This is a genomic window from Sulfitobacter sp. F26204, from assembly GCF_026410305.1.
Lineage (GTDB): Bacteria > Pseudomonadota > Alphaproteobacteria > Rhodobacterales > Rhodobacteraceae > Sulfitobacter.
In genome coordinates this window covers 55,232-76,128 of sequence record NZ_JAPMLQ010000008.1, presented here as the reverse complement: position 1 = coordinate 76,128, position 20,897 = coordinate 55,232, and the positions used below count along the sequence as shown (strand labels likewise).

The window sequence follows — 20,897 nt, the reverse complement described above, 5'->3', positions numbered from 1 at the left end:
GCGTTCCCAATAAGACAGGTGCTTTCCCATGCGATCCTTCATTCGTCGCAGACTGCTTCAGTTCGTTCCTACAGTTCTGGGAGTAACCCTGATCATGTTTGTATTATTGCAACTGATCCCAGGAAATGCCGCGCTAAGCTCGGCGGGCCGTCTGGAAATGGATGCAAAGGTGCTGGCCCTGCTGAAGGAAGACCTGCAACTCGATAAACCTGCATATATCCGATATTTCAACTACCTGGCCAATCTGGCGCAAGGGGATATGGGCAAATCCCTGTTGCGGAACTATGACGTTGCCGATGTTGTCTTTGACAGGTTGTGGGCAACCTTGAAACTGGCTTTTTCTGCCATCAGCATCGCATTGCTGCTGGGCGTACCACTGGGGTTTCTGGCTGCTTTTCGACAGGGAACCTGGGTTGATATGCTTTCTGCCGTGGTCTCTGTCGTTGGCGTGTCTGTTCCACAGTTCTGGCTCGGCATCCTGTTGATGTATGTCTTTGCCTTTTCACTCAATCTGTTGCCTACATCGGGATATGGCGGCGGTTCGCTGGCCAATCTTGTGCTTCCGGCGCTGACACTGGGCATCGGCTATACCGCGCTTCTCGCACGGATCACCCGCGCCGCGGTGGTTGAAGTCCTGTCCGCCGATTACATTCGGACCGCCCGCGCCAAAGGCCTTTCCGAGATGGAAATCAGCTATAAGCATGTCTTTCGCAACGCATTTATCCTGATCCTGACAACGGCCGGGCTGTTGTTTGGCTCGCTGATCGGCCAAACTGTCGTGGTGGAACGGGTCTTTGCTTGGCCCGGTATCGGCTCGTTGCTGGTCGAGGCGATTTTTCAGCGGGATATCCCCGTAGCCCAAGGCTGCCTTCTGGTGATCGTGATGGTTTTTCTGATCGTCAACCTGTTGATCGACATCCTTTACAATGTGGTTAATTCACAGATTGATTTCAAATGACACTGACACGGATCTATAAACAGAAGAACCTGTTCTTCGGAGGGATGGTGGTTCTGATCGTCACTCTGATGGCGGTGTTTGCGCCTTTGATCGCCCCCTTTGACCCCATCAATGATGCGGATCTGATGCGGTCCGAATTACCGCCAAGTGCCGAATTCCTGTTTGGAACGGATACCAACGGGCGTGATGCGTTTTCCCGCGTAGTTTATGGCGCGCGAGTGTCGCTAAGTGTCGGGCTGGTCACGCAAATAGTGAACACTATCATCGGCGTATCGTTGGGCTTGGTTGCCGGATATTTCGGCCGGTTTTGGGATGATTTGATCATGGGTGTCACGAATGTGATGCTATCGATCCCCGTGATTGTGTTTGCCCTTGCGATCATGGCGGCGCTTGGACCGGGCCTGTTCAATATCTATCTGGCCCTTGGCCTGACCAACTGGGCCTATACCTGCCGTTTGACCCGTGCACAGGTGCTTTCGATCAAGAAGAACGACTATATCAGTGCAGCAGTGGTGCTGGGCTATAGCCGGAGCAGCATCATTTTCGGACAGATCATGCCCAATGTCCTTGGTCCGGTACTGGTGGTGGCGACCCTCGGCTGTGCCGAGGCGATCCTTCTCGAAGCGGCACTGTCATTTCTCGGGTTGGGCACGCAACCACCGACACCAAGCTGGGGGGGGATGTTGTCCTCGGCCCGGGACATGTTTTTCAGCGCACCTTGGCTTTCGATTTTTCCGGGCCTTGCGATTTTTGTCACCGTATTGGGGCTGAATCTGTTCGGTGACGGGCTGCGTGACATTCTCGACCCAAAGAACGTGCTGCAAAACAAGGAATAGAGACCCACGCGCTGCGCGGGGCATGAAAATTCGAAAGAAAGACGAATTCGCAGATGGCAAAACTCTTGCAAGTGAACAATCTAAGCACCGAATTCAGGACGCCTGCGGGCGTGGTGCCTGCCGTCCGGGATGTGTCCTTTGATCTCGATCCGGGGGAAACGGTTGGCATCGTAGGTGAATCCGGTTCGGGCAAAAGCGTTACGGCGATGTCACTTCTGCGCCTGATCAAGTCACCGCCCGGACAGATTACCCACGGGACGGTCAACTATAAGGGTACGGATCTTCTGGCCCAGAGCGATGCCTATCTGCGTTCGGTTCGGGGCAACCGTATTGCGATGATCTTTCAGGAGCCGATGACCTCGTTAAACCCGCTGATGAAAGTGGGCGAGCAGATCGCAGAGGTCATTCAACTGCACCTCAAGCTCAGCCGTGCCGAGAGCAGGAACCGCGCCATTGAATTGTTGAAGAAGGTCCAGATTCCCTCTCCTGAGAAACGGATCAAGGATTACCCCCATCAGATGTCTGGCGGTATGCGCCAGCGGGTCATGATCGCTATGGCGCTGGCCTGTAATCCTGAAATCCTGATTGCAGACGAACCAACGACGGCGCTCGATGTGACCATTCAAAGCCAGATCATGGATTTGATTTTAGGCCTGAAGGAAGAATTCGGCAGCTCCGTTATCATGATCACCCATGACCTCGGTGTGATCGCGGAAATGGCGCAGCGTGTAATTGTGATGTACGCGGGACAGGTTGTTGAAACCGGCTCTGTGTTCGACATTTTCGACGATCCTCAGCATCCTTACACGCGATCCTTGCTGCGTTCAGTCCCAAGGCTGGGTAGTCGCACGGCACAGGGTCGCCATCGCCTGCAGGAAATTCCGGGCATGGTTCCAAATCTGATCAACATGCCTGAGGGCTGCACCTTTCGCGAACGCTGCCCCATCGCCTCGGCGGAATGCGCGCTCCGGCCCATCCCCTTGCATGCAGTGGCAGAGGGCCGAATGGCGCGATGTATCAAATCGAATTCACCAGTGGAGGTGGCCCCATGACAGAGGCTGTTACCGGTTCGGCACCCTTACTGAAGGTTGATGACCTAAAGGTTCACTATAACTCGACCACTGTTCCCGTTCGTGCGGTGGATGGGGTTTCCTTTACCTTGGCCAAAGGAGAGACCCTAGCCTTGGTCGGGGAAAGCGGATGTGGCAAGACCACAACCGGGATGTCTATCGTAAATCTGCCACCTCCCACCAGCGGAAGCGTAATGTTGGATGGTGTCGATCTGACCCGCCTTTCTAACCTACCCCGGGCCGAGAAACTGGCGTTGCGGCGGCGCATTCAGGTGGTTTTCCAGGATCCTTATTCTTCGTTGAACCCCCGCAAGACCTTGGCCCAGACCTTGGACAAACCGTTGCAAATACATGGGTTTGATCGCGCAGAACGTAAGGACCGGATCGCCTATCTGCTGGAAAAGGTGGGGCTGAACCCCAAACAGGCAACGCGCTACCCCCATGAATTCTCTGGTGGGCAGCGGCAACGGATCGGGATCGCTCGCGCCCTGTCTGTGAATCCCGAAATGATCATCTGCGACGAGGCAGTTTCAGCCCTTGATGTGTCCATTCAGGCGCAAATCATCAACCTGCTGTTGGACCTGCAGGCGGAATGGAATCTGGCTTATATCTTTATTTCTCATGATCTTGCAGTGGTAGAACATATGGCAGACCGTGTTGCGGTCATGTATCTTGGCAAAGTGGTCGAACAGGCCCCTTACAGTGCGTTGTTTGGCAACCCGCAACATCCTTATACGCTGGCATTGCTCTCGGCCATTCCGATCCCGGACCCTAGAAAGAAAGGTTCGCGGATTGTGCTTGAAGGGGATGTGTCCAGCCCGTTGAACGCGCCCAAAGGCTGCCCGTTTCATACCCGCTGCGTGCGCCGGACCGCCATATGCGAGACCATCGCGCCAGCTCAGACAACCGTTTCGCCGGGACATACCGTGTCCTGTCACAACCTTTGAACCACGTAAGCCAGTAGGAAAAAGCACTGGGTCAGGCACATTTGATTGACTTTATAAAATTATATATACAATAATATTTAGAATATCATTTTGAGGCAACATGAAACATACTGTTGGTATTATCGGTATCGGGCATTTCGCAGGCTATTTGATCGGCGGGTTTGCCGCCGTCAAAGATAACGTTGCGCTGCAGTTGTATTCGCGCAACCAGGAAAGGGCTGCGGCCCATGCCGCCCTCCATGAAAAAATCAGCGTGTTTGACACAGCACAACAGGCTGTCGATGGTGCTTCCGTGGTGATCGTCGCCACACGGCCAGGCGATGTTCAACGGGCGCTTTCAGGTGTTGTGTTTCAAGAGCATCAGGTTGTGATTTCAGTGGCGGCGGGGGTTACATTGGCCCAGCTACAGCCCCTGATCGGCCCAGCTACCGCCGTCCGTGCCCTGCCGATTGCCTGTGTCGCCATCAACAAAAGCCCCATCGTCATGCTGCCCGAAAACGCCGCTGCCCGAGAGGTTCTCGGTCCTTTGGGGCAGGTTCATGTCTTGCAGGACGAACAACAGTTTACGGCGGGAACCGCACTTGTGGGCGCATTCTATGCCTTGATGTTTCCGCTGATGAACCATCTGTCGGACTGGACCGCGAAACAGGGGTTGGATGAAACCACAGCGCGGGCGCTGGTGGTTGAAACCATCGCTGGCGCCAGCGGCATGGCGATCCATGATGCGCAGCTTTCGTTTCAGGACATCTGGACCTCTCTCGCTGTGCCCGGTGGTATTTCCGAACGGGGCATGGAGGAGGTCGAACGCAATGACGGGCTGACCATCTGGAGTGATGCGCTTGATGCTGTAGTCGCCAAGCTGGGGGGCACTGCGTGACCATCGATCAGATACAGACAGCGGGCGAGGGCAGGGCATGACACAGGCCGGTTTTGAACAGGCAACCCGTGCGGCACTGGCCGATCAGTTGCCCGAATGGGATGTGATCCTGCGGGATGCGCAGCGTATCGCTGACTCTGTCACGGTCGGGCGCACTGCGGCCTTTGACGCATGGGGCGTCAACTCTGAAGCAGAATTCAAACGCACCTGCATGAAAGAAGACAAGATCAGCTACCATGCTCATATCGGCATGGGAAACTGGGATCTGACCGAAAAGGCCATGGCGCATCTGGCCCATGAAGCAGGTCAGAATAACATTGCAGTCCATCGCGCTGGTCTGTGTCTTGATCGTCGCATGGGTCTGCCCGAGGCGTGGCGCAGCCGCACCGCAGCCGAGACCGGCCCCTTGCTGGAGACTCCGGCACATTGGGGGCAGATCGGTTCGGCCATTCCGATTCAGCCCCATATGGGCGATTTCATGATCGGTTTTCCCGCGTCGACCACCAATACAGTTCACGCCTTGCGTGCTGGCGTTACCACCATTGGCAACCTGTCGCAGTTCTTCTCTCATGAGGCTCCGGGCTGGCGTGACCCGGTCCACACCGCCGTTGAAACTGCCCGTTCCATCGCCATCCTGGGCAGGTTCCGGGATCAGGGTGTGATGCTTCACTCCTATCTGGAAGACGGTTTCGGGGCGCTTTTTCTTGACTGCACCACGGTTGCGGGTTGGGCATATCTGGAAAAATACATTGTCGAAGACTTAATGGGGGCCAAATTATCCCATTGCATTGGCGGGCTGACTTCTGATCCGGTAAAGAGGGCTGGTTGGGTCTTTGCACTTGACCGGATACATGACGGCGATTGCGTTGGCTCCATGTTTTACGGAGATACCATATCCTTCTCACGGAATTTCGACGAGAATCGCGGACTGATCGCCGAATACATGCTTTGGGACATTATGGCCCAATTGGAATGCCCGACGGGTCACGCGGTTTTGCCCTTGCCCGTAACAGAGGCCTTTCGCGCCCCGTCATGGGAAGAAATTCTCGAAGCACAAATACTTGGCAACCGCGTCGAAAAGACCGCTCGGCGGCTTCATGGACGAATGGACTTCACCGATAGCCGACAGTTTGCCGATCAAATGTGCCGCTACGGGCAACAGGTGTTCCGGAATGCCTTGACTGGGCTACAGGCGGCAGGTGTCGACATCAAGAACCCCTTGCAGATGCTTTATGTGCTCAAGAAATTGGGTCCGGCACTTTTTGAAGAACTCTTTGGTGCAGGACAAGCCGACACTGCAGAGGTGCGCGGGCGCAAGGTAATTGTGCCAACAGATATTTTTGCACAATCCATCGCCTGTTACACCGAGCATCTACCCAGATTCCAGATGCCGGAACTGGCCGACAAGATTGCCGGAAAGCGTATTTTGCTGGCCTCTACCGATGTGCACGAACATGCCATCATGGTGTTACATTGGTTGTTGTCCAACACCAATGCCGATGTGGTTTACCTTGGGGCCGAAGCTGATCCTGAGAAAGTAGCCGATTGCGCGGGTCAAGAGGGGCTGGATGCCATACTCATCAGCACCCACAACGGCATGGCGTTGGAATACGGTCGCCAATTGGTCGACGCTTTGGTTGCCAAGGACATTCGCACGCCGGTTCTGTTCGGCGGCGTTCTGAACCAGAAAAAAGGCGAACTCGATCTGCCTGTCGATGTCACACAAGATCTTCGCGGCATTGGAATTCACACAGATTCCGGGCTGGGACAGCAACTAGGAACACTCCTCAGACTCAAAAAACCAACTAAAAAGGAAACAACATGATACATTTCGGCTATGGCTCTAATTTGCAGATGGATTATCTGCTGAAAATGCTGCCAAGCGCAAAATTCATGATGAAAGCTTATATTCCGAATTATGAGATCCGGTTCAATTTCTGGTCGAAAATCCAAGAAGCCGGTATCAGCAATATCATCCATGCTCCGGGCAAGATGGTGCATGGTGCGATGTTCGAAGTGGATGAGGCGGAAATGCGAGAGCTGGACGTGAAACCCGGCTATTACATCGGAGATTACGAACGCAGGACATTTATTGCCTTGGGGGAAGACGGGAAATGGTACGACACCGAGCTTTATCAAGTGATTGATCCGCAAGGCCCGTTCAAACCTGCCAAGAACTACGTGGAAGGCATGTTGGTCGGCGCAAAGGAACTGAATCTTGCGCCCGAAGCGATTGCCGCAATCGAACAATTTTATCAGGATTCACTCTGAGTCTGGTCGGCTCGCTGATCTTTGGCGGGCCGGGCCTTTTGTACCCCTAGACCTGAATTTGGGATTTTTCGGCAATCATCTGTTGCAGATTCAAACAGGCGTGAATGCGGCTGTTCTCGATATGCGCCGCCAGCAGCGACTTGGCCAGATCCCGGTCCCGTGCCAGAATTGCATCCAGAATTTTGCCGTGGTCTTCCTGATTGGATTGCTTGCTGGTCACATAGCCAAGACTGGTTTTGTATTTCAGATGAAGCATGTCAAACAGGTTTTTCAGCGTGGCAAGTCGGATAGACTGGCCTGAGAGCTGAGCGATAGCCAGATGGAAATTGCGATCGGCAATTAGCTTCTGATGGGTCAGATTGCTTTCAAGCGAACGCAGATAGGCGGAATGCACCGCCCGCAACTCTGCCTCACCGGATTTGTCCAGTTTCGTGATTGTAATTTCAACCAGTGTCAGTTCCAGAAGGCTGCGGAATGTGTAAAGTTCTTCCACTTCCTCAAGCTGAAGTGGTTCTATGAAATAGCCCTTGTTCGGCTCGCGTCGCACCAGCCCTTGAAACTCCAGGAACTTCAAAGCGTGCAAGACCGGAGTTACGCTCATCCCCAGTTGAACCGACAAGTCCTTGAACGGGACTTTTTGCCCTGCGACGAGTTCGTTATGGAAAAGCATTTGCCGAATATTGTCAAAGGCCCGCTGGGACAGATCCGTAGGTTCTTTGGTTTGCTTGGGCCGTACGTTTTTCATGGTGACAGTATTGCTTTTTTCAAAGGGAGTTTCAATGCACATGGCAGGGTTTACCGGGTGCCAGATACCTTTTTTGCGGCAGTGTCCATCCCATCTTTTCGGATCAAAAACTTCCCGAGGTTGCGGGGAAGACTGAGTCCTTATCGCTCTTTAGAAATGTCCGGTGATGGGCATGGGCGTGAATGGCGCGGGCCAGGACCTGGGATTCCACATACCGTCCTAATGAAACACAATCCGATGTGGATTGCGCAGGGGCAACGCGTACTATGTCCTGTTAAATGATCCGGCCTTCATCCAGATCGGTGGTTACATAATGGGAGGTGGCGCCGACAAGTGTTACGCTGCGTTGGAACGCCTGTTTGCAAGGGCACTCTTTGTTGTAGCTGGGTAGGATACAATTGTGGATATTGATGGTTCCGCCAGACATTTTCTGGCGCATTTTCACCAGAGGGAACCTGCATGTAACGTGTCAGAATGATCAATTCTCCACCGACACTTTCAACCACGCGCATGATCTCGGCTTCGGCCGTGTTTTCCTTGCTCATTCTGATGCAGTCAAAGGGTTCGCATCTTCGCCCTCAATCGCGGCGGCTACCTAGGTGATCAGTTGACTGAGCGAGCGATCACGCAGCGACCCGTTAAGCAGGGCAATCGTTGCGGGCACGGCTTCCAACAGTCAATCGGTATCGATGGAAAAATGGGTTTCTTCGATGTTCTATGTATCAGCCCAAACGGTGCCCTTCCGCGTCGATCAGCGGCGTGCCATCCTCTTTCAACATCGGGCCCGGTGGCAGGCGGTCAAGAAGATCCAGCACGGTTTCGCTAGGGCGGCACAGCCGTACACCCTTGGGCGAGCAAACAATAGGACGGTTGACCAGAACGGGGTGCTTCAGCATGGCCGCGAGCAGCGTCTCGTCGTCCATTGAGGGATCAAGCAGCCCAAGTTCCTCAGCCGGGGATTTTGTCGTCCGCAGGGCAGTGCGGGGCGTCAAACCGGCAGCTGCGAACAGCGCCAGAAGCTGCGGACGGGTCCAGCCGGTTTGAAGGTATTCGATCACCACAGGCATCTTGCCTGACGCTTTGATGATCGCCAATACGTTGCGCGAGGTGCCGCAGTCTGGGTTATGGTGGATGACGATGCTCATGGGGCATTCCCCTCTTTGGGGAACCAATGCTGCGTCCGGTTGGCAAAGGCAACGAGTGAGAGCATCACCGGCACTTCGACAAGGACTCCGACGACGGTTGCGAGCGCCGCTCCCGATCCCAGCCCGAATAGGCTGATGGCTACAGCGACGGCCAACTCGAAAAAGTTGGACGTGCCGATCATGGCGCAGGGCGCAGCCACATTATACGGGATACCCCATGCCCGTGCAGCGCCATAGGCCAAGAAAAAGATGCCGTAGGACTGGATCAGCAGTGGCACTGCGATCAGTACGATGACCAACGGGTGGTCAAGAATTACCTCGCCCTGAAACCCGAACAGCAGCACTACCGTCACCAGAAGCCCGATGATCGAGAACGGTTGCACGCGGGATTTGAAGGCATCGACCGCTGCCTCGCCTCCATTCTCTACCAAATTCCTACGCGTCAGATACCCGGCCAACAGGGGCAGCATGACATAAAGGCCCACTGACAGCAGCAGCGTATCCCACGGCACGACAATGTCCGTTATGCCGAGTAGGAAAGCGACGATAGGCGCAAAGGCGAAAACCATAATTACATCGTTTACGCTGACCTGCACCAGCGTGTAGGTCGCATCGCCCCGTGTGAGGTTTGACCAGACGAAGACCATCGCGGTGCAGGGCGCAGCCCCCAGCAGGATAACACCCGCGAGGTAAGCCTGCGCATCGTCGGGTGGGATGAGGCCCGCGAAGACATGCTCGAAGAACAACACGCCGAGGGCGGCCATCGTGAAGGGTTTGATCAGCCAGTTGACGACTATGGTTACGACCAGCCCTTTTGGCTTGTCCCCGACTTGGCGTAATGCGCCAAAATCCACTCCGACCATCATCGGGTAGACCATTGCCCAGATAAGCACGGCCACCGGCAGGTTGACCGAGGCTACCTCCAGCGAGGCCAGAAAAGAAAAGAAACCCGGAAAAAGATTACCCAGTAGCAGTCCGCTGCCAATGGCAAGTGCCACCCAGACGGACAACCAGCGTTCAAAGGTTCCCAAACCCGCCGCAGCGGGGAGCGATGTATCGGTCATGTCGGTCAGGTATCCATTCTAACAGTTCAGCGCATTAGCTTGTACAAGCAAGTTCATTGATGACGGGTTGGCAAAGATCAGGACGACCGCCGCAGCAATCTTCCATGAGGAAAGCCAATAGACCGCGCATGCCGTCCATGTCGGCGAAATAGCGGATGCTGCGTCCCTCCCGTTTGTTCCGGATCAGATTAGCGCGGGACAGAATGCTCAGGTTGGCAGACATCGTATTCTGACGCACCCCGAGGGTTTCGCCGATGTCACCTGCCGTCATGCCCGCTTCTCCGGCCTTAATGAGTAGGCGGAATACATCGAGGCGCGTAGACTGGCTGAGAGCGGCGAAAGCGTCGAGAGCGTGTTTGTTATCCATACATCAGGAACTATTGATATGATTGGTGTGGGTCAAGCGGTTTTTCGAAATCAGGGGTATCGAGACGCTCCATTTTGGAACGGGCGCAAGCAGCAGCAGTGTCGCAAACTTTCGGATTGTTGTCGGCTCTGGTATCAACCTGGACCTATTCGCGTGCCCTCGAAAATCAAAATCAGGATTGAGAGGTTGGTCAGCTTCAAAGCCTCACATTACCTCCACGCGCCAGGCAGCAAATGCGACAGCTCACGATAGGTATCACGCGTCGTCATTTCTGGAATTCCCACACTATGCTTCACCAATGGCTGATAGTCCGATCATCGGTGACACATTCCAGAATTCTGAGAACTGCGAACACGAGATGATCTGCGAAGGCCTGATCGAGAGGCCGATGGCCGACCAGCAGACGATAGAACACAGGGCCATAGATGACATCCAGAACGACCTCGATGTCGTCCGGTCGGGTGATGTCACCTCTGTTGATGGCTTGCTCGATCATGCCGCGTCCCGTTTCCCGGCTCGACAGGATCACTTGGTTGCGGAAGGCCTTGGTCATTTCGCTTTCCGGGTCGGCGGCCGCCAGTGTCATGGTGATCTGCCGCCCGCGTGTCGTGGCAAAAGCTTTCACCAGCGTTCGCATCTGTGCAGTCAGGTCTGATTTCAGGGAGCCGCCTCGCTCTGTCGGTTCCTGCGGTTCGGCCATCATCAACGCCGCCATGGCGAGTTCACAGGCATTCCCCCAGTTCCGGTAGATCGTCGGCTTCCCGACTCCAGATTTCGTTGCCACCGCCTCGATTGACAGGGACCCAAACCCCTCTTCCATTAGGATATCATGCGCTGTCGACAGCGCTCGTTTTCGGGCGGCTTTACTCGGCGGCCGGCCACGGGGCCTTGTTTCTTCTGATTGATCTTGAATCATTATTTTACGTTCCGCAACGTAATTGTAAGAGAAACACAAGGGCGGACCATGTCTTCAGTCACAACAGTTATTCCCTATATCGTAACAAAGGACGCCAAGGCGGCCATTGCGTTCTACACCGCTGCCTTCGGTGCAACGGAAGAATTCCGCATGACCGATCCCTCCGATGGCCGGATCGGTCATGCGGAATTGAAATTCGGTGGCAGCATCGTCATGCTTGCCGACGAGTATCCCGATTTCGGTGCGCTCAGCCCCGACACGATCGGAGGTTCGCCGGTGACGCTGCACCTATTGACGGAAGCGGTCGATGACGACCTGGCCCGTGCCGTAGATGCCGGTGCCACAGTCTTGCGTGCCGCGACCGATCAGAGTTTCGGCGAACGCAATGCGATGGTGCTGGATCCCTTCGGCCACAGATGGATGCTGTCGCAAACCATCGAAAAGTTGAACCCGGACGAGATGCAACGCCGCTGGGACGAGGAGCCTGGATCGTGAACGCTGCGCCAATGCCATACGATGGGTGAACCCCATCGTATGGCCCTGTTGGCGGTAGGTGTCAGCCCGAACCACAAGGCGACCGATGCTCTGTCGCCTTCATCGGGCACTTCATAGGCAGCGCCGACTGTCAGGACCGCAATTTCTTTCTGCCATTCGACTGTCGTTGGTGTCACTCGGCAGGTTCACTGCGCTGCCTGCCAAGATAAGGCAACGCAACAGATAGAGGCCGGTGAGCAGCATCAGGAACAAAGGGAACAAGGGCAGGAAATAGACCCATTCCACGGGTTCCTTGCCCAATCCCTGGGCTCCGAAGATGCCAAGCACGATCAGGGTGAAAACGATCGACAGCCAGCGATGGCACTATCTTATCAACTTACTCCAGTTCAATTGTACCTCCATTCAAAATCGGCGGATGCGGAAAGGGTTCTGGCCCGAAGGATCATGAAGCGTTCAGCGCCACCGCGGCGCGGATGAGCGCTAGCAGCGCCTCCTCGTCGATTACGTCGTCCTCGTGGAAATCAATTGCACGCCGGACGTTACCGTCGAGGCTGGAATTGAAAAGACCCGCTGGATCAGGCAGGGACGCGCCCTTGGCGAAGGTCATCTTGACCTTGTCCTTGTAGGTCTCGCCGGTACAGATCATGCCATCGCGATACCATGTCGGGACGCCGCGCCATTTCCATTCTTCAACGATTTGAGGCTCCGCCGCCTTGATCAACGCCCGGATCCGCGAGAGCATGTCGCCCCGCCAATCGCCGAGTTCCGCGATCCTCTCGTCGATCTTCTGCGCCGGAGTTTTCTCTGATTGAACATCGTTCATACCCATGGTCCTCATGTTCTTCTGCGCCGGGTCGCATGACCTCGTCGCGCTTCAAGTCATCTCGGCCAGCACCTGCTCCAGCCTGTCGAAGAAGCGCGGCCAGCCGAGTTTCGCACCGCCGTAATAGTTTGGCTGATCCCTCCGGAAACCGGTTTGCTCCATGCGCAGACGCGTTCCCTTGCCGGTCGGTTTGAGGGTCCAGGTCACCACCGACCTCAGATCCCCGGCATCCCAGCAATATTCCAGTACCTCATGTTTTTCGACCGCCCGAACCTCGCAGGCGACCTCGCCCCAATCCGCGCTAAATCCGAAACGATGCCCCAATTCAGGCACAAAGTCGGTCTTCATCAGCCATTCGCCGATCAAGTGGGATTGGGTGAGGGCACGCCAGATCTTTTCTGGCGGATGCAGCAGGTCCCGCTCGACGACGACAGCACGGGTTTCGATCGATGTTTCAGTCAATTGTCCATCCTTTTCAGCAGGTCTTCGAGGTTGTCGAAGCGGCTTTCCCAGAAGCTCGCCATCCGTACCGTCCAATCCGTGAGTGGCGTCAGGGCGTCAAGTTGCGGGCTGTAATGTGTCTGGCGGCCATCCTGGCGGTCGGTGACGAGCCCAGCCCGTTTGAGCACACCAAGGTGTTTCGAGACCGCCGGCTGGGAAATCCCCGCGTGAGCGGTCAATGCCTTGACCGTCTGGTCGCCCTTGCGGCACAGGCGCTCAAAGATCGCCCGGCGCGTCGGATCCGCGAGCGTTCGGAACAGGACATCGTGGGACTGGGTCATGAGAACTCATAGCTCTTTGGTTATCACTTATTCATAGCCACGGAGTTATGAATTTTCAAGCATAAAACCTGCGTATGCAATTGGCACCCAGTCGGGCCCGGCAATTGTGCATTTTGCCTCTATGTCCACCTTTGCGGTCCGTTGCATAGGCGCATAGGTAAATCCGCACAGCTTCTTTTGGTCGGGTGTACCATCATCACCGTGCGGCATCGCAGCATTGGTTGGCCGCGCTCATGGCGATCCAGTTGAACTGTGTGGTAGCCTGTTGTGTATCGGGCGTGTCAAGCGCACCGGTGCCGATATAGTGCCCCCCCGCGCTTGCGAGCCTGTCCATGGCTCGCTTCGGCCCATTCAGATAAAGGAAATTGCTCAGGCCGGGGAAACGTTCGACATCCCCGATAACCATGCGGCGCGGAGCCAACAGAACCGTCAACTGATCGACGGCCACCTCCAGTAAATACTCCGCCAGCATCTAGCGCAAAAGCGGCGATCCCTCGGTCGCTGTGACCGAGAATCTGGGGACTTCCGAAACCAGCAATGGTCACGGTCATGACTGTTCTGCCGGGGTAACACGTGCCAGCGCTACGCCTCTGCCCATGTTTTCGAATACAATGTTTAAAATACTGCCAGGAGCCATGGTCGCTGTCAGTTCATCGGGATGACGAGCAATCAGCACAATTCATTGTTCTTCGACCAGTGCACATTCTGCCATGGCGGTGGGCAAATCCTGACCTTTGAACGCCTCCACTCTCACAACGGTGCGTCCGGAGCATAATGTTTCAACGAGGTCCTTCGATAAGCAATCGGTGCATCGAGGCGGGATTGGCGCCGACAGTCGGCCACAAGGCGAGCATTTCCAAACCATGATTTGACCCTTGGCAGCCTGATCCCAGAAGGCCTTGGTTTCCCCTGTAGAAACAGGCAACGCATATGTACTTTTTTTTCGCCATCATCACTCAATATAAAATGGCCTGACCGTTTGATACTTAATAGAAATAATGAAATTATCTCAGCGATTGTTCTCGCGCCGAAGCGTTGAAGGTGAGCTTTCAGCTTGGTGAAGACTGTCGAAGCGGTTCAGATCTGGTGACTATGAGGGCAAGCAAGGAACCAGCACCCGTGGTCGTAAAGCACCTGAGCGGCCTCCATGATCCGGAGCGCGGCCAAGTTAAATAGGAAGACGACGGTGCCAGGCGCGGTTTCCCTGACGACAAATTCACGGCCGCGGGAGGTTAATGCTGGAACATCCATCGTTGCCTTGGTGGTCAATGACGCGATCAACGCGTGTTCGGTGAGGCAGCGATCTTACGACACATGGCTACATCGTTCGAAAGATAGCTTTTTAACATAGGGCGCTCAGCGTATCGACAATGTTGACACATACTCTCGCTAAGGATATGTCTTGAGTTCAAGTAGAGGTTGAGACATGCGCGTGATTGTGAAGAAATGGGGTAACAGTGCCTCCGTTCGGATACCTGCAGCCGTTATGCAGGCGGCGAAGCTTTCGCTCGACACACCCGTTGATATACGCGAAGAAAACGGACGTATCATCATCGAACCGGACCAATCGCCAGAATTCTTTTTGGACGATTTGTTGGAATCCATTACCCGCGAAAACTGTCACGACGCGATAGAAACCGGCGGACCATTGGGCCAAGAAGCTCTCTGATATGGTTTACGTCCCAGAAGCGGGTGACATTGTATGGCTTCAATTCAATCCACAAGCGGGTCATGAGCAAGCTGGACATCGTCCAGCACTCGTTTTGAGTCCGGCGAAATACAACAAGATCGGCTTGATGCTTTGTTGTCCTATGACAACCAAGTTGAAGGGATATCCGTTCGAAGTGGTCATAGACGGGCCGCAAACCAGCGCGGCACTTGCTGATCAGATCAAAAGCCTGGATTGGAAAGTGAGAAAAGCAAAGCGGAAAGGCCAAGTTACCTCAGCGGAGCTTGCAGAAGTGCGCGCAAAGTCCGTGGCCTTGATCCAAGGGTGAGGTAGTTTCCTGATAAAACCCAGAGTATTTTAAAATAAATCAGTGTGTGAACAAACGCCGGTAAACTGTCTCATGTTTATGTTTGGGCTGAACCTGTTGGATCACAACTTTACTGCTGACAAACCCAATCAGGAATGGGCGTGCGATAGCAGTTATGTCTGGATGCGTGAGGGATGGTTGTTTCTGACGGTGATCCTCGACCTGCATTCGTGATGCTTCATTGGGGGCTGCCAATAATGGCATGAAGAGCGACCGGGCATTAGGGCGCTGAAGATCGTGATCGCCTTCCAGTAAACGCCGCAAGGTGGCATCCACCACATGGATCGCGAAAGCCCATTTTGTTCTCACAATTATCAGAAGGTTCTGCGCCAGCATGCCTTAAAGAAGTCCATAAGATGCAAGGGTAACTGCAAGGACAATGCGGTTTTGCGACGTTCCTCAAAACCGGCAAGATTGAATTGATCTGGCGGCATCCCTGGGAAGCGCGGCGAAAGGCTGAGATGGCCCTTTTGATTTCTACAATCCGCGGCGCCACCGCTCAACATTGGGCTGGAAACGCACCGTTGCTATTGAAAGGAAAGTGGCCAAAACGAGCACCGGGAGAGGCGGTAAACCGTGACTGGTCGGGCATCTCACGGGGCTCGCGCCTGAGGGGATTCGTTAGTCTGATCGGCGGCGGCGAAACCGCCGCTTTCAGTTCTTCATTTTCTCGGTCGCCTAAATCTGACAATTGGCAACCTCCAGTAAAAAGTGGCGGTCTTACACTTTGGACGTTTTCAGGCGGCGCTTATGCGAAAATAGATTGCGTAAGTGGGCGACGCCGGATTTCCCTAGTGTGGACAAATATTCGGCGCGCAGTCGGTGCGCGCGCGCGATGTACTTCGCGACATCGATCTGTGCCGAAGTCGACATGGGTATATGCGAACTCATGGTATTTACTCTCACTCTGAACGGCAACACCGCCGCTCTGTACAGATGTAGTCGCACCCAGGAGACTACAAGCAATACCCGGTATGCCCGCCGCACATGGCTGGTGTTCTCAGACCAAGGCGGCAACCCACACAAATTAGCAAGTCGGTGGCCTACTTTTCTGCTTCGGTATGGGATGATTCCAACTTGCCTTGACGAAGTTTGCGTGCGGCTTCCAACGCTTCTTGCGCCTTGCCTCGTTGTTCCTTGGCGCTCAGCTTCGCAACCCGCTGGCCGATACTCCACTGAACCCCAAGCGGATCGGACAACAACCCTGTCAGATCGCCCCAATACCGCTCTTTCAAAGGATTGGTGACGGTGAAACCGGCCTTGATCGCATTTTCCCACGTCGATTTTGCATCTTCCACGTACAGATGCAGGCTTACCGAGCCCACCCCGTAAGATTGTCCTTGCCCGATCGTCAGCAGCGAATTCCCGATCTTGATCTTGGCGAAAATGATCGTTTCCGTGTCTGGGACCGTCTGGGAAGACATGAGCTTGGCATCAAGCGCGGTTTTATACATTGCAACGGCGTCCTCGACGCTCGCGGCAATGATGTGCGGAGTAACGGAGCGAAAACCACGCGGGACAGGTGCAACTTTATCTTTCTTTTCAACCATTTCATTTCCTTTCTCTTGGCGGGATGACGCGGTTTTGACCTGAGCACTGTGGCCAGGCCTTACGTTACAGGGCGTCCCGCCTTGACCAAGGGACCGAGGCTGTCCAGGTAGCTGCGGTCGAAATCGGGTTCATAGACCGGGAACCTCACATGGTTGTCACGGAAGCTTTTGTGAGGTTGGCCCATGCGCAAGATGCCCTCGCGGCGCGAACGGCGGACAAGCTCAAAATCCACCTCAAGCGGGATCATTTCTTCTTGCACATTGCCGCGGTGCAGAATTTGACCTGCGGGGTCGATCACCATCGAATATCCGTTACCCCCCGCCAGCAAGCCGTTGATGTGGAAAATATAGCTTTGGAACATCGCTGCTGATCCCTGCGCGATGGCCAGATCTGCAGGGCGGTCCACAAAGCTGGCAAGCACGGGGTTGATGATCACTTCTGCACCCATTGACGTCAGCGTGCGCGTCACTTCGGGGAACCACAGATCATAGCAAATAGACACACCGAAACGGCCAGCGCCCGGCACGTCAAATACACAGAATTCTTCGCCTTTTGTCACTCCCTCTTCGTATGGCGTGAAGGGGAACATCTTGCGGTAGCGCGTGACGATCTCACCGGCGGGATTGAAAACAGGCGTGGTGTTGTGGATCTTGTCGCCGTCTTTTTCGAAATAGCTGCCGGGAATCAGCCAGCAGTCGAAACGACGGGCAAGCTCCGCCAGATCTTGTTCGATCTTGCCACCAATCGGTTCGGCGGCGTTCTTGTTCGGGCCATGTGGCGCAAGTTCGCTGAAGACAACCATTTGCACCCATGGGTAGAGGCTGAACAGAATTTCCATACGCTTGCGCATTTCGGAGATGTTGTTGTGCATTGTGATGTGCATCTGGATGCCGGCGATAGAGAAACGTGACATAAGTGCTCCTGTGTCTTTGGTGTCGCCACTGTACGGCGCTTGTGAGTATCGTCCGCAGTGCGGCGTTAAGCTGTTTTGGGAAAGCCGGGGCCTTCAGCAAGAGCGGCGTTCCGGTGTGAATAGTGTTCTGCGCACTGCTTGCGCGGTTGGGGTGAGGCAGCCTGTGATCCGGTCGGCGTATAATGGACCAACCGTTCGCGTGGCATGATATTTTCCAATGCATGATCTTCACGTGCGCCATCCATCCAGTGCAGCGACATCTGCCGTGCCTCGGGGCGATAGGCGGCGGTGTAAATCGTGCCAAACCCCTTGTCATAGCCGGTGCTGGCAAGCGGGGCGGTGAGGAATTCGTGGATCAACTGACCAGCCGTCAGATGGGCGTTTTCAAATAGCTGTTCCAGATGATCAGCACGTCCCTCAGTGTTGGAAAACCGTCCATGACGCGGCCATTCAACGCCCAACTGGTGATTGGTCGTGAAGGGGGAGCGTGTGACAATAGCGGGACGGTCAGGCGCCAACATGACCGTTGCCCATTCGCCCGCCGCATCCGCAACCGTGACGTTATAGGACATATGGCATGGCACGGCCCGCAATGCTTCGACGGCCTGCTGCACATCTGCGCACATCTCAAGAACGTAGCGAATGATCAGCGGGATTCCAAAGCCTTTGGAGCTGACTGTGCGCCCGCCAAAAGTCAGGGAGGCCGCAAGCCCCGCATCGTTCATGCCATCGGCCAGACCAACGATTCCCTCAACCATTCCGGCAACGCGCCGGCCACGCCAGTTGGTGGATAGCAAAGTGGATTCGTTCAGCTTTGGATCAAGGTCATAATTTCGGATCAACAATGGGCCATGATCATCTGACAACACCGCTTGGGAGCAATGCACCAGGTATCTGGGAGGGGACCAAAAGCTGAGGAACACAGCGGATTCCGGCGTATCGCCACAAACCTCAAGCCAGTTGTCCCAAAGGTTTTCGAACTCCGGCATGTGCTGGCGCAGGGCCAGACGGGCATCGCGCTCGTCTTTTGCGCCAACTGAGCGACGTTTGCGCATCCAGGCCGACCAACCCGGCCAGCCATGTTCGAACGCCTGACGCAATGCGTCACCGGGGCGTTCTTCCGTCAGGCTTCTGAAGTTCAGGTGCATAATGTTTCCAAAGGATCGAAAAGAGCAAATGACCACGCTTTGCGTGAAGGTCCACCACATTTCGTGAGTAGGTGAACATCATATACCATGGTGTAGTGTAGATTGACTTTCGCAAGCCAATTGTCAAGAACACGGCATGCTAAAATCACCTGTACCCCACGGCACTATTCGCCAAAATGACATTCCCGGCCTACTTAGCAGCTATCGGATCACGCAATATCCGACAGTTGTGCGCGTGAGGCGCACCATTCAAGGCGGGGGATATGGCGATCAGGACCGCAACCCCTACACATGGACCGTGTTCTTTCTGGTCGATGATCAGTGGATGTCGCTGGAAAGCGCAAGGGGTATGCCCCGCGAATGGGGCAGTCTGGACCGGCTAGAGGTCTGGTTGCGCGGTGTGGGGTTCGCGTTCTTTTGGGTGCGCAATGACATCGACAAAGTCGATCAGGCAAGCGGGGAGCCGGAACAGCCCCCCGTCTGAAGTCTTTCTAGAACCACTTGCCAGCGGTCATATCGGCGGGCATTGCCACTTCGGTTTCGGCGGTCAACGGTACACTCTGGAATTCAGCCTTGATCGCAGCATTCCAGCGCTTTGCGCGTTCCAGCAGTTCACGATCATCTGATTGCATCCGACCGCGGGCCAGAATGCAGCCAAGATCAGCCCCGTGATAGCAATATTCACCTTCTGCATAGACCCGTAGATAGAATGCCTCGTTTTCGTCACCAAGCGCGTTAATGTTGTGACCGGCTCGGGCAAATTCGATCGCGCCGTCATCATCCATGCGCCAGATCCCTGAACGCGGTGCCTTTGTAATCAATTCTACCTTGTCCTCGGTTTGCTTGAGGATCAACTGGGTCCAATAGTCATAATGATTCCATCGGCTTTGGACCTCTTCGACATCAATCTCATAATCCACGTCCATGAATTCCAGCAGATGAAACAAGAACAGAGGACAGCCACCATAGGTCGAGGTGATCAGGTTGGTGGGCGGGGACGCACCGGATACGCGTGGGTTGATCTCGCCCAGATAAACTTCGTTGGTGTCCGTATCGAGCAGGAAGTCGCAACAGAAGACGCCTTTGTAACCTTCCTTGTACAACTGGTCCCCCAGATTTCGCGCCATCTCGCGCACCTTGTCCGGCACCCCGTCCGGCAGGATCGCCGGTGAAATGTCATTGCCACACCAGCCACCCTTATAAGGTGTGATTTCCTCGAATCCCGTGATGTCGGTCATCACGGGGCCGACAAGCGTGCCGTGGCGCGTCGCGCATCCCTCAATCGTGCCGGGCAAGTGATTGATGCGCTTCATCACCTTCAGTTCTTCGCCAATGATCTTGCTGGAAAACTTGTCCCAGTCGGCCTTGGATTTAATAAAGAACGTCGTGCGCCCGCTGTCGCCATAGGGGGTCTGCACCACCAGATCCTTGCCCAGCTTGGCGCTGGCTGCCAACTTGTTCAATTGGTTGTAATTGTCGGCGGTGCCCATGGTGTTCGGCGCACTTTCCACTCCTGCCTCGTTGCCGATGCGGGTGGTTTCGATCTTGCTGTCCAGACGGTGACGCAGTTCATTTGAAGGCAGCGCGATTTTGACGCCAACTTCCTCGCATAGCTCTTCGGTTCGTTCGTCGAACATTACAAAGATCGCCAAACCCGGGTCTCGTTCGGCTACACGAGCGCGGAATTCCGGATGATCGACCAGATAGTTGCCGACTTCTTCCATCGATTGAAACACAGGGGCACCCAATTGGCTGGGTTTGAACACACGCGGGTGCTGACCTTCGAACACGTCGAAATAATTCACAAACTCCAACCCACCGACCCATTGGTCCAGCCCCATCAGGTTGAACGGTGTTGGCATCACTACATATATCGGCGTCTTGTTGCGCCGCAGATAGCGGTAGATTTCTGTCAATCCCACTAGTTTTTCTTTTGTCTCGGCCATCTTTGGC

The 20,897-nt window shown here is 54.9% G+C and carries 25 protein-coding genes and 2 pseudogenes; 12 read left to right on the top strand and 15 right to left on the bottom strand.

What is annotated here, in order from left to right; translation table 11 throughout:
* Nucleotides 1-28: 28 nt before the first annotated feature.
* The 7 genes from OS190_RS17045 to OS190_RS17015 all read left to right on the top strand — a co-directional run bounded on the left by OS190_RS17045 (nt 29) and on the right by OS190_RS17015 (nt 6,959).
* Nucleotides 29-958, top strand: a complete 930-nt coding sequence (locus OS190_RS17045; protein WP_267159931.1) for an ABC transporter permease — start codon at nt 29-31, stop codon at nt 956-958.
* Entirely contained in the window at nt 955-1,794 is an 840-nt protein-coding gene (locus OS190_RS17040; RefSeq protein ID WP_267159930.1) for an ABC transporter permease, read from the top strand. Before OS190_RS17045 ends, OS190_RS17040 begins: the two co-directional genes overlap by 4 nt.
* A gap of 53 nt (nt 1,795-1,847) precedes the next feature.
* Nucleotides 1,848-2,846, top strand: coding sequence for an ABC transporter ATP-binding protein (locus tag OS190_RS17035; RefSeq protein ID WP_267159929.1), 999 nt, complete (start codon nt 1,848-1,850; stop codon nt 2,844-2,846).
* Complete coding sequence (locus tag OS190_RS17030; protein ID WP_267159928.1) at nt 2,843-3,811, top strand: ABC transporter ATP-binding protein; 969 nt, start codon at nt 2,843-2,845, stop codon at nt 3,809-3,811. The genes OS190_RS17035 and OS190_RS17030 overlap by 4 nt, the downstream gene beginning before the upstream one ends.
* 100 nt (nt 3,812-3,911) lie before the next feature.
* A complete protein-coding gene (locus OS190_RS17025) occupies nt 3,912-4,688 on the top strand; it encodes a pyrroline-5-carboxylate reductase dimerization domain-containing protein (RefSeq protein WP_267159927.1) in 777 nt (258 codons plus the stop codon).
* Between the two features lie 37 nt (nt 4,689-4,725).
* Nucleotides 4,726-6,513: a cobalamin-dependent protein gene (locus tag OS190_RS17020; RefSeq protein ID WP_267159926.1), complete on the top strand. Its 1,788-nt coding sequence runs from the start codon at nt 4,726-4,728 to the stop codon at nt 6,511-6,513.
* Nucleotides 6,510-6,959, top strand: a complete 450-nt coding sequence (locus OS190_RS17015; protein WP_267159925.1) for a gamma-glutamylcyclotransferase family protein — start codon at nt 6,510-6,512, stop codon at nt 6,957-6,959. The genes OS190_RS17020 and OS190_RS17015 overlap by 4 nt, the downstream gene beginning before the upstream one ends.
* Before the next feature lie 46 nt (nt 6,960-7,005).
* On the opposite strand, the gene OS190_RS17010 is transcribed toward OS190_RS17015, so the two are convergent.
* From OS190_RS17010 to OS190_RS16985, 6 genes and pseudogenes are all read right to left on the bottom strand, one after another.
* Entirely contained in the window at nt 7,006-7,704 is a 699-nt protein-coding gene (locus OS190_RS17010; RefSeq protein WP_267159924.1) for a GntR family transcriptional regulator, read from the bottom strand.
* A gap of 103 nt (nt 7,705-7,807) precedes the next feature.
* A pseudogene (locus tag OS190_RS17005) lies at nt 7,808-8,267 on the bottom strand (formyltransferase family protein); the annotation flags it as partial.
* Nucleotides 8,268-8,426: 159 nt separating this feature from the next.
* Complete coding sequence (gene arsC, locus OS190_RS17000; RefSeq protein ID WP_267159923.1) at nt 8,427-8,849, bottom strand: arsenate reductase (glutaredoxin); 423 nt, start codon at nt 8,847-8,849, stop codon at nt 8,427-8,429.
* Nucleotides 8,846-9,913 (bottom strand): ACR3 family arsenite efflux transporter, encoded by a 1,068-nt coding sequence (gene arsB / locus OS190_RS16995; protein ID WP_267159922.1) that lies wholly within the window; start codon nt 9,911-9,913, stop codon nt 8,846-8,848. The genes arsC and arsB overlap by 4 nt, the downstream gene beginning before the upstream one ends.
* A gap of 34 nt (nt 9,914-9,947) precedes the next feature.
* Nucleotides 9,948-10,280 carry an ArsR/SmtB family transcription factor gene (locus tag OS190_RS16990; protein ID WP_267159921.1) on the bottom strand — a complete coding sequence of 111 codons (333 nt, stop codon included), beginning with the start codon at nt 10,278-10,280 and terminating at the stop codon, nt 9,948-9,950.
* A 292-nt stretch (nt 10,281-10,572) separates the two neighbouring features.
* On the bottom strand, nt 10,573-11,196 hold the full coding sequence (locus OS190_RS16985) for a TetR/AcrR family transcriptional regulator (protein ID WP_267159920.1): 624 nt from the start codon (nt 11,194-11,196) through the stop codon (nt 10,573-10,575).
* A 48-nt stretch (nt 11,197-11,244) separates the two neighbouring features.
* Between OS190_RS16985 and OS190_RS16980 the strand changes: the two genes are divergently transcribed.
* A complete protein-coding gene (locus OS190_RS16980; RefSeq protein ID WP_267159919.1) occupies nt 11,245-11,691 on the top strand; it encodes a VOC family protein in 447 nt (148 codons plus the stop codon).
* A gap of 442 nt (nt 11,692-12,133) precedes the next feature.
* Here the strand turns inward: OS190_RS16980 and OS190_RS16975 are convergent, their stop codons facing one another.
* From OS190_RS16975 to OS190_RS16960, 4 genes are all read right to left on the bottom strand, one after another.
* The gene (locus tag OS190_RS16975; RefSeq protein WP_267159918.1) at nt 12,134-12,514 is read right to left on the bottom strand and encodes a DUF1801 domain-containing protein; all 381 of its coding nucleotides are present in this window, start codon (nt 12,512-12,514) and stop codon (nt 12,134-12,136) included.
* Between the two features lie 51 nt (nt 12,515-12,565).
* Nucleotides 12,566-12,976, bottom strand: a complete 411-nt coding sequence (locus tag OS190_RS16970; RefSeq protein ID WP_267159917.1) for an SRPBCC family protein — start codon at nt 12,974-12,976, stop codon at nt 12,566-12,568.
* Nucleotides 12,973-13,296: an ArsR/SmtB family transcription factor gene (locus OS190_RS16965; RefSeq protein ID WP_267159916.1), complete on the bottom strand. Its 324-nt coding sequence runs from the start codon at nt 13,294-13,296 to the stop codon at nt 12,973-12,975. Before OS190_RS16965 ends, OS190_RS16970 begins: the two co-directional genes overlap by 4 nt.
* 196 nt (nt 13,297-13,492) lie before the next feature.
* Nucleotides 13,493-13,768 carry a TetR/AcrR family transcriptional regulator C-terminal domain-containing protein gene (locus OS190_RS16960; RefSeq protein ID WP_267159915.1) on the bottom strand — a complete coding sequence of 92 codons (276 nt, stop codon included), beginning with the start codon at nt 13,766-13,768 and terminating at the stop codon, nt 13,493-13,495.
* A 954-nt stretch (nt 13,769-14,722) separates the two neighbouring features.
* Here OS190_RS16960 and OS190_RS16955 point away from each other — a divergent pair.
* The 3 genes and pseudogenes from OS190_RS16955 to OS190_RS16950 form a co-directional block, all read left to right on the top strand.
* Entirely contained in the window at nt 14,723-14,965 is a 243-nt protein-coding gene (locus OS190_RS16955; protein WP_267159914.1) for an AbrB/MazE/SpoVT family DNA-binding domain-containing protein, read from the top strand.
* A 1-nt stretch (nt 14,966) separates the two neighbouring features.
* Nucleotides 14,967-15,293 (top strand): endoribonuclease MazF, encoded by a 327-nt coding sequence (mazF, locus tag OS190_RS20595; RefSeq protein WP_416237417.1) that lies wholly within the window; start codon nt 14,967-14,969, stop codon nt 15,291-15,293.
* A gap of 75 nt (nt 15,294-15,368) precedes the next feature.
* Nucleotides 15,369-15,912 (top strand): annotated as a pseudogene (locus tag OS190_RS16950) (DDE-type integrase/transposase/recombinase); the annotation flags it as partial.
* 140 nt (nt 15,913-16,052) lie between these two features.
* On the opposite strand, the gene OS190_RS20590 reads toward OS190_RS16950, so the two are convergent.
* The 4 genes from OS190_RS20590 to OS190_RS16935 all read right to left on the bottom strand — a co-directional run bounded on the left by OS190_RS20590 (nt 16,053) and on the right by OS190_RS16935 (nt 18,944).
* Nucleotides 16,053-16,205, bottom strand: a complete 153-nt coding sequence (locus OS190_RS20590; protein WP_416237420.1) for an RSP_7527 family protein — start codon at nt 16,203-16,205, stop codon at nt 16,053-16,055.
* 170 nt (nt 16,206-16,375) lie between these two features.
* Nucleotides 16,376-16,882 carry a VOC family protein gene (locus OS190_RS16945; protein ID WP_267159913.1) on the bottom strand — a complete coding sequence of 169 codons (507 nt, stop codon included), beginning with the start codon at nt 16,880-16,882 and terminating at the stop codon, nt 16,376-16,378.
* Between the two features lie 59 nt (nt 16,883-16,941).
* Entirely contained in the window at nt 16,942-17,796 is an 855-nt protein-coding gene (locus OS190_RS16940) for a carbon-nitrogen hydrolase family protein (RefSeq protein WP_267159912.1), read from the bottom strand.
* 65 nt (nt 17,797-17,861) lie between these two features.
* Nucleotides 17,862-18,944 (bottom strand): C45 family autoproteolytic acyltransferase/hydrolase, encoded by a 1,083-nt coding sequence (locus OS190_RS16935; protein WP_267159911.1) that lies wholly within the window; start codon nt 18,942-18,944, stop codon nt 17,862-17,864.
* Between the two features lie 136 nt (nt 18,945-19,080).
* Here OS190_RS16935 and OS190_RS16930 point away from each other — a divergent pair, with 136 nt between their 5' ends.
* The gene (locus tag OS190_RS16930; protein ID WP_267159910.1) at nt 19,081-19,428 is read left to right on the top strand and encodes a hypothetical protein; all 348 of its coding nucleotides are present in this window, start codon (nt 19,081-19,083) and stop codon (nt 19,426-19,428) included.
* A gap of 7 nt (nt 19,429-19,435) precedes the next feature.
* Here OS190_RS16930 and OS190_RS16925 read toward each other — a convergent pair whose 3' ends face one another.
* Nucleotides 19,436-20,890, bottom strand: a complete 1,455-nt coding sequence (locus OS190_RS16925; protein ID WP_267159909.1) for a biotin carboxylase — start codon at nt 20,888-20,890, stop codon at nt 19,436-19,438.
* Nucleotides 20,891-20,897: the final 7 nt, after the last annotated feature.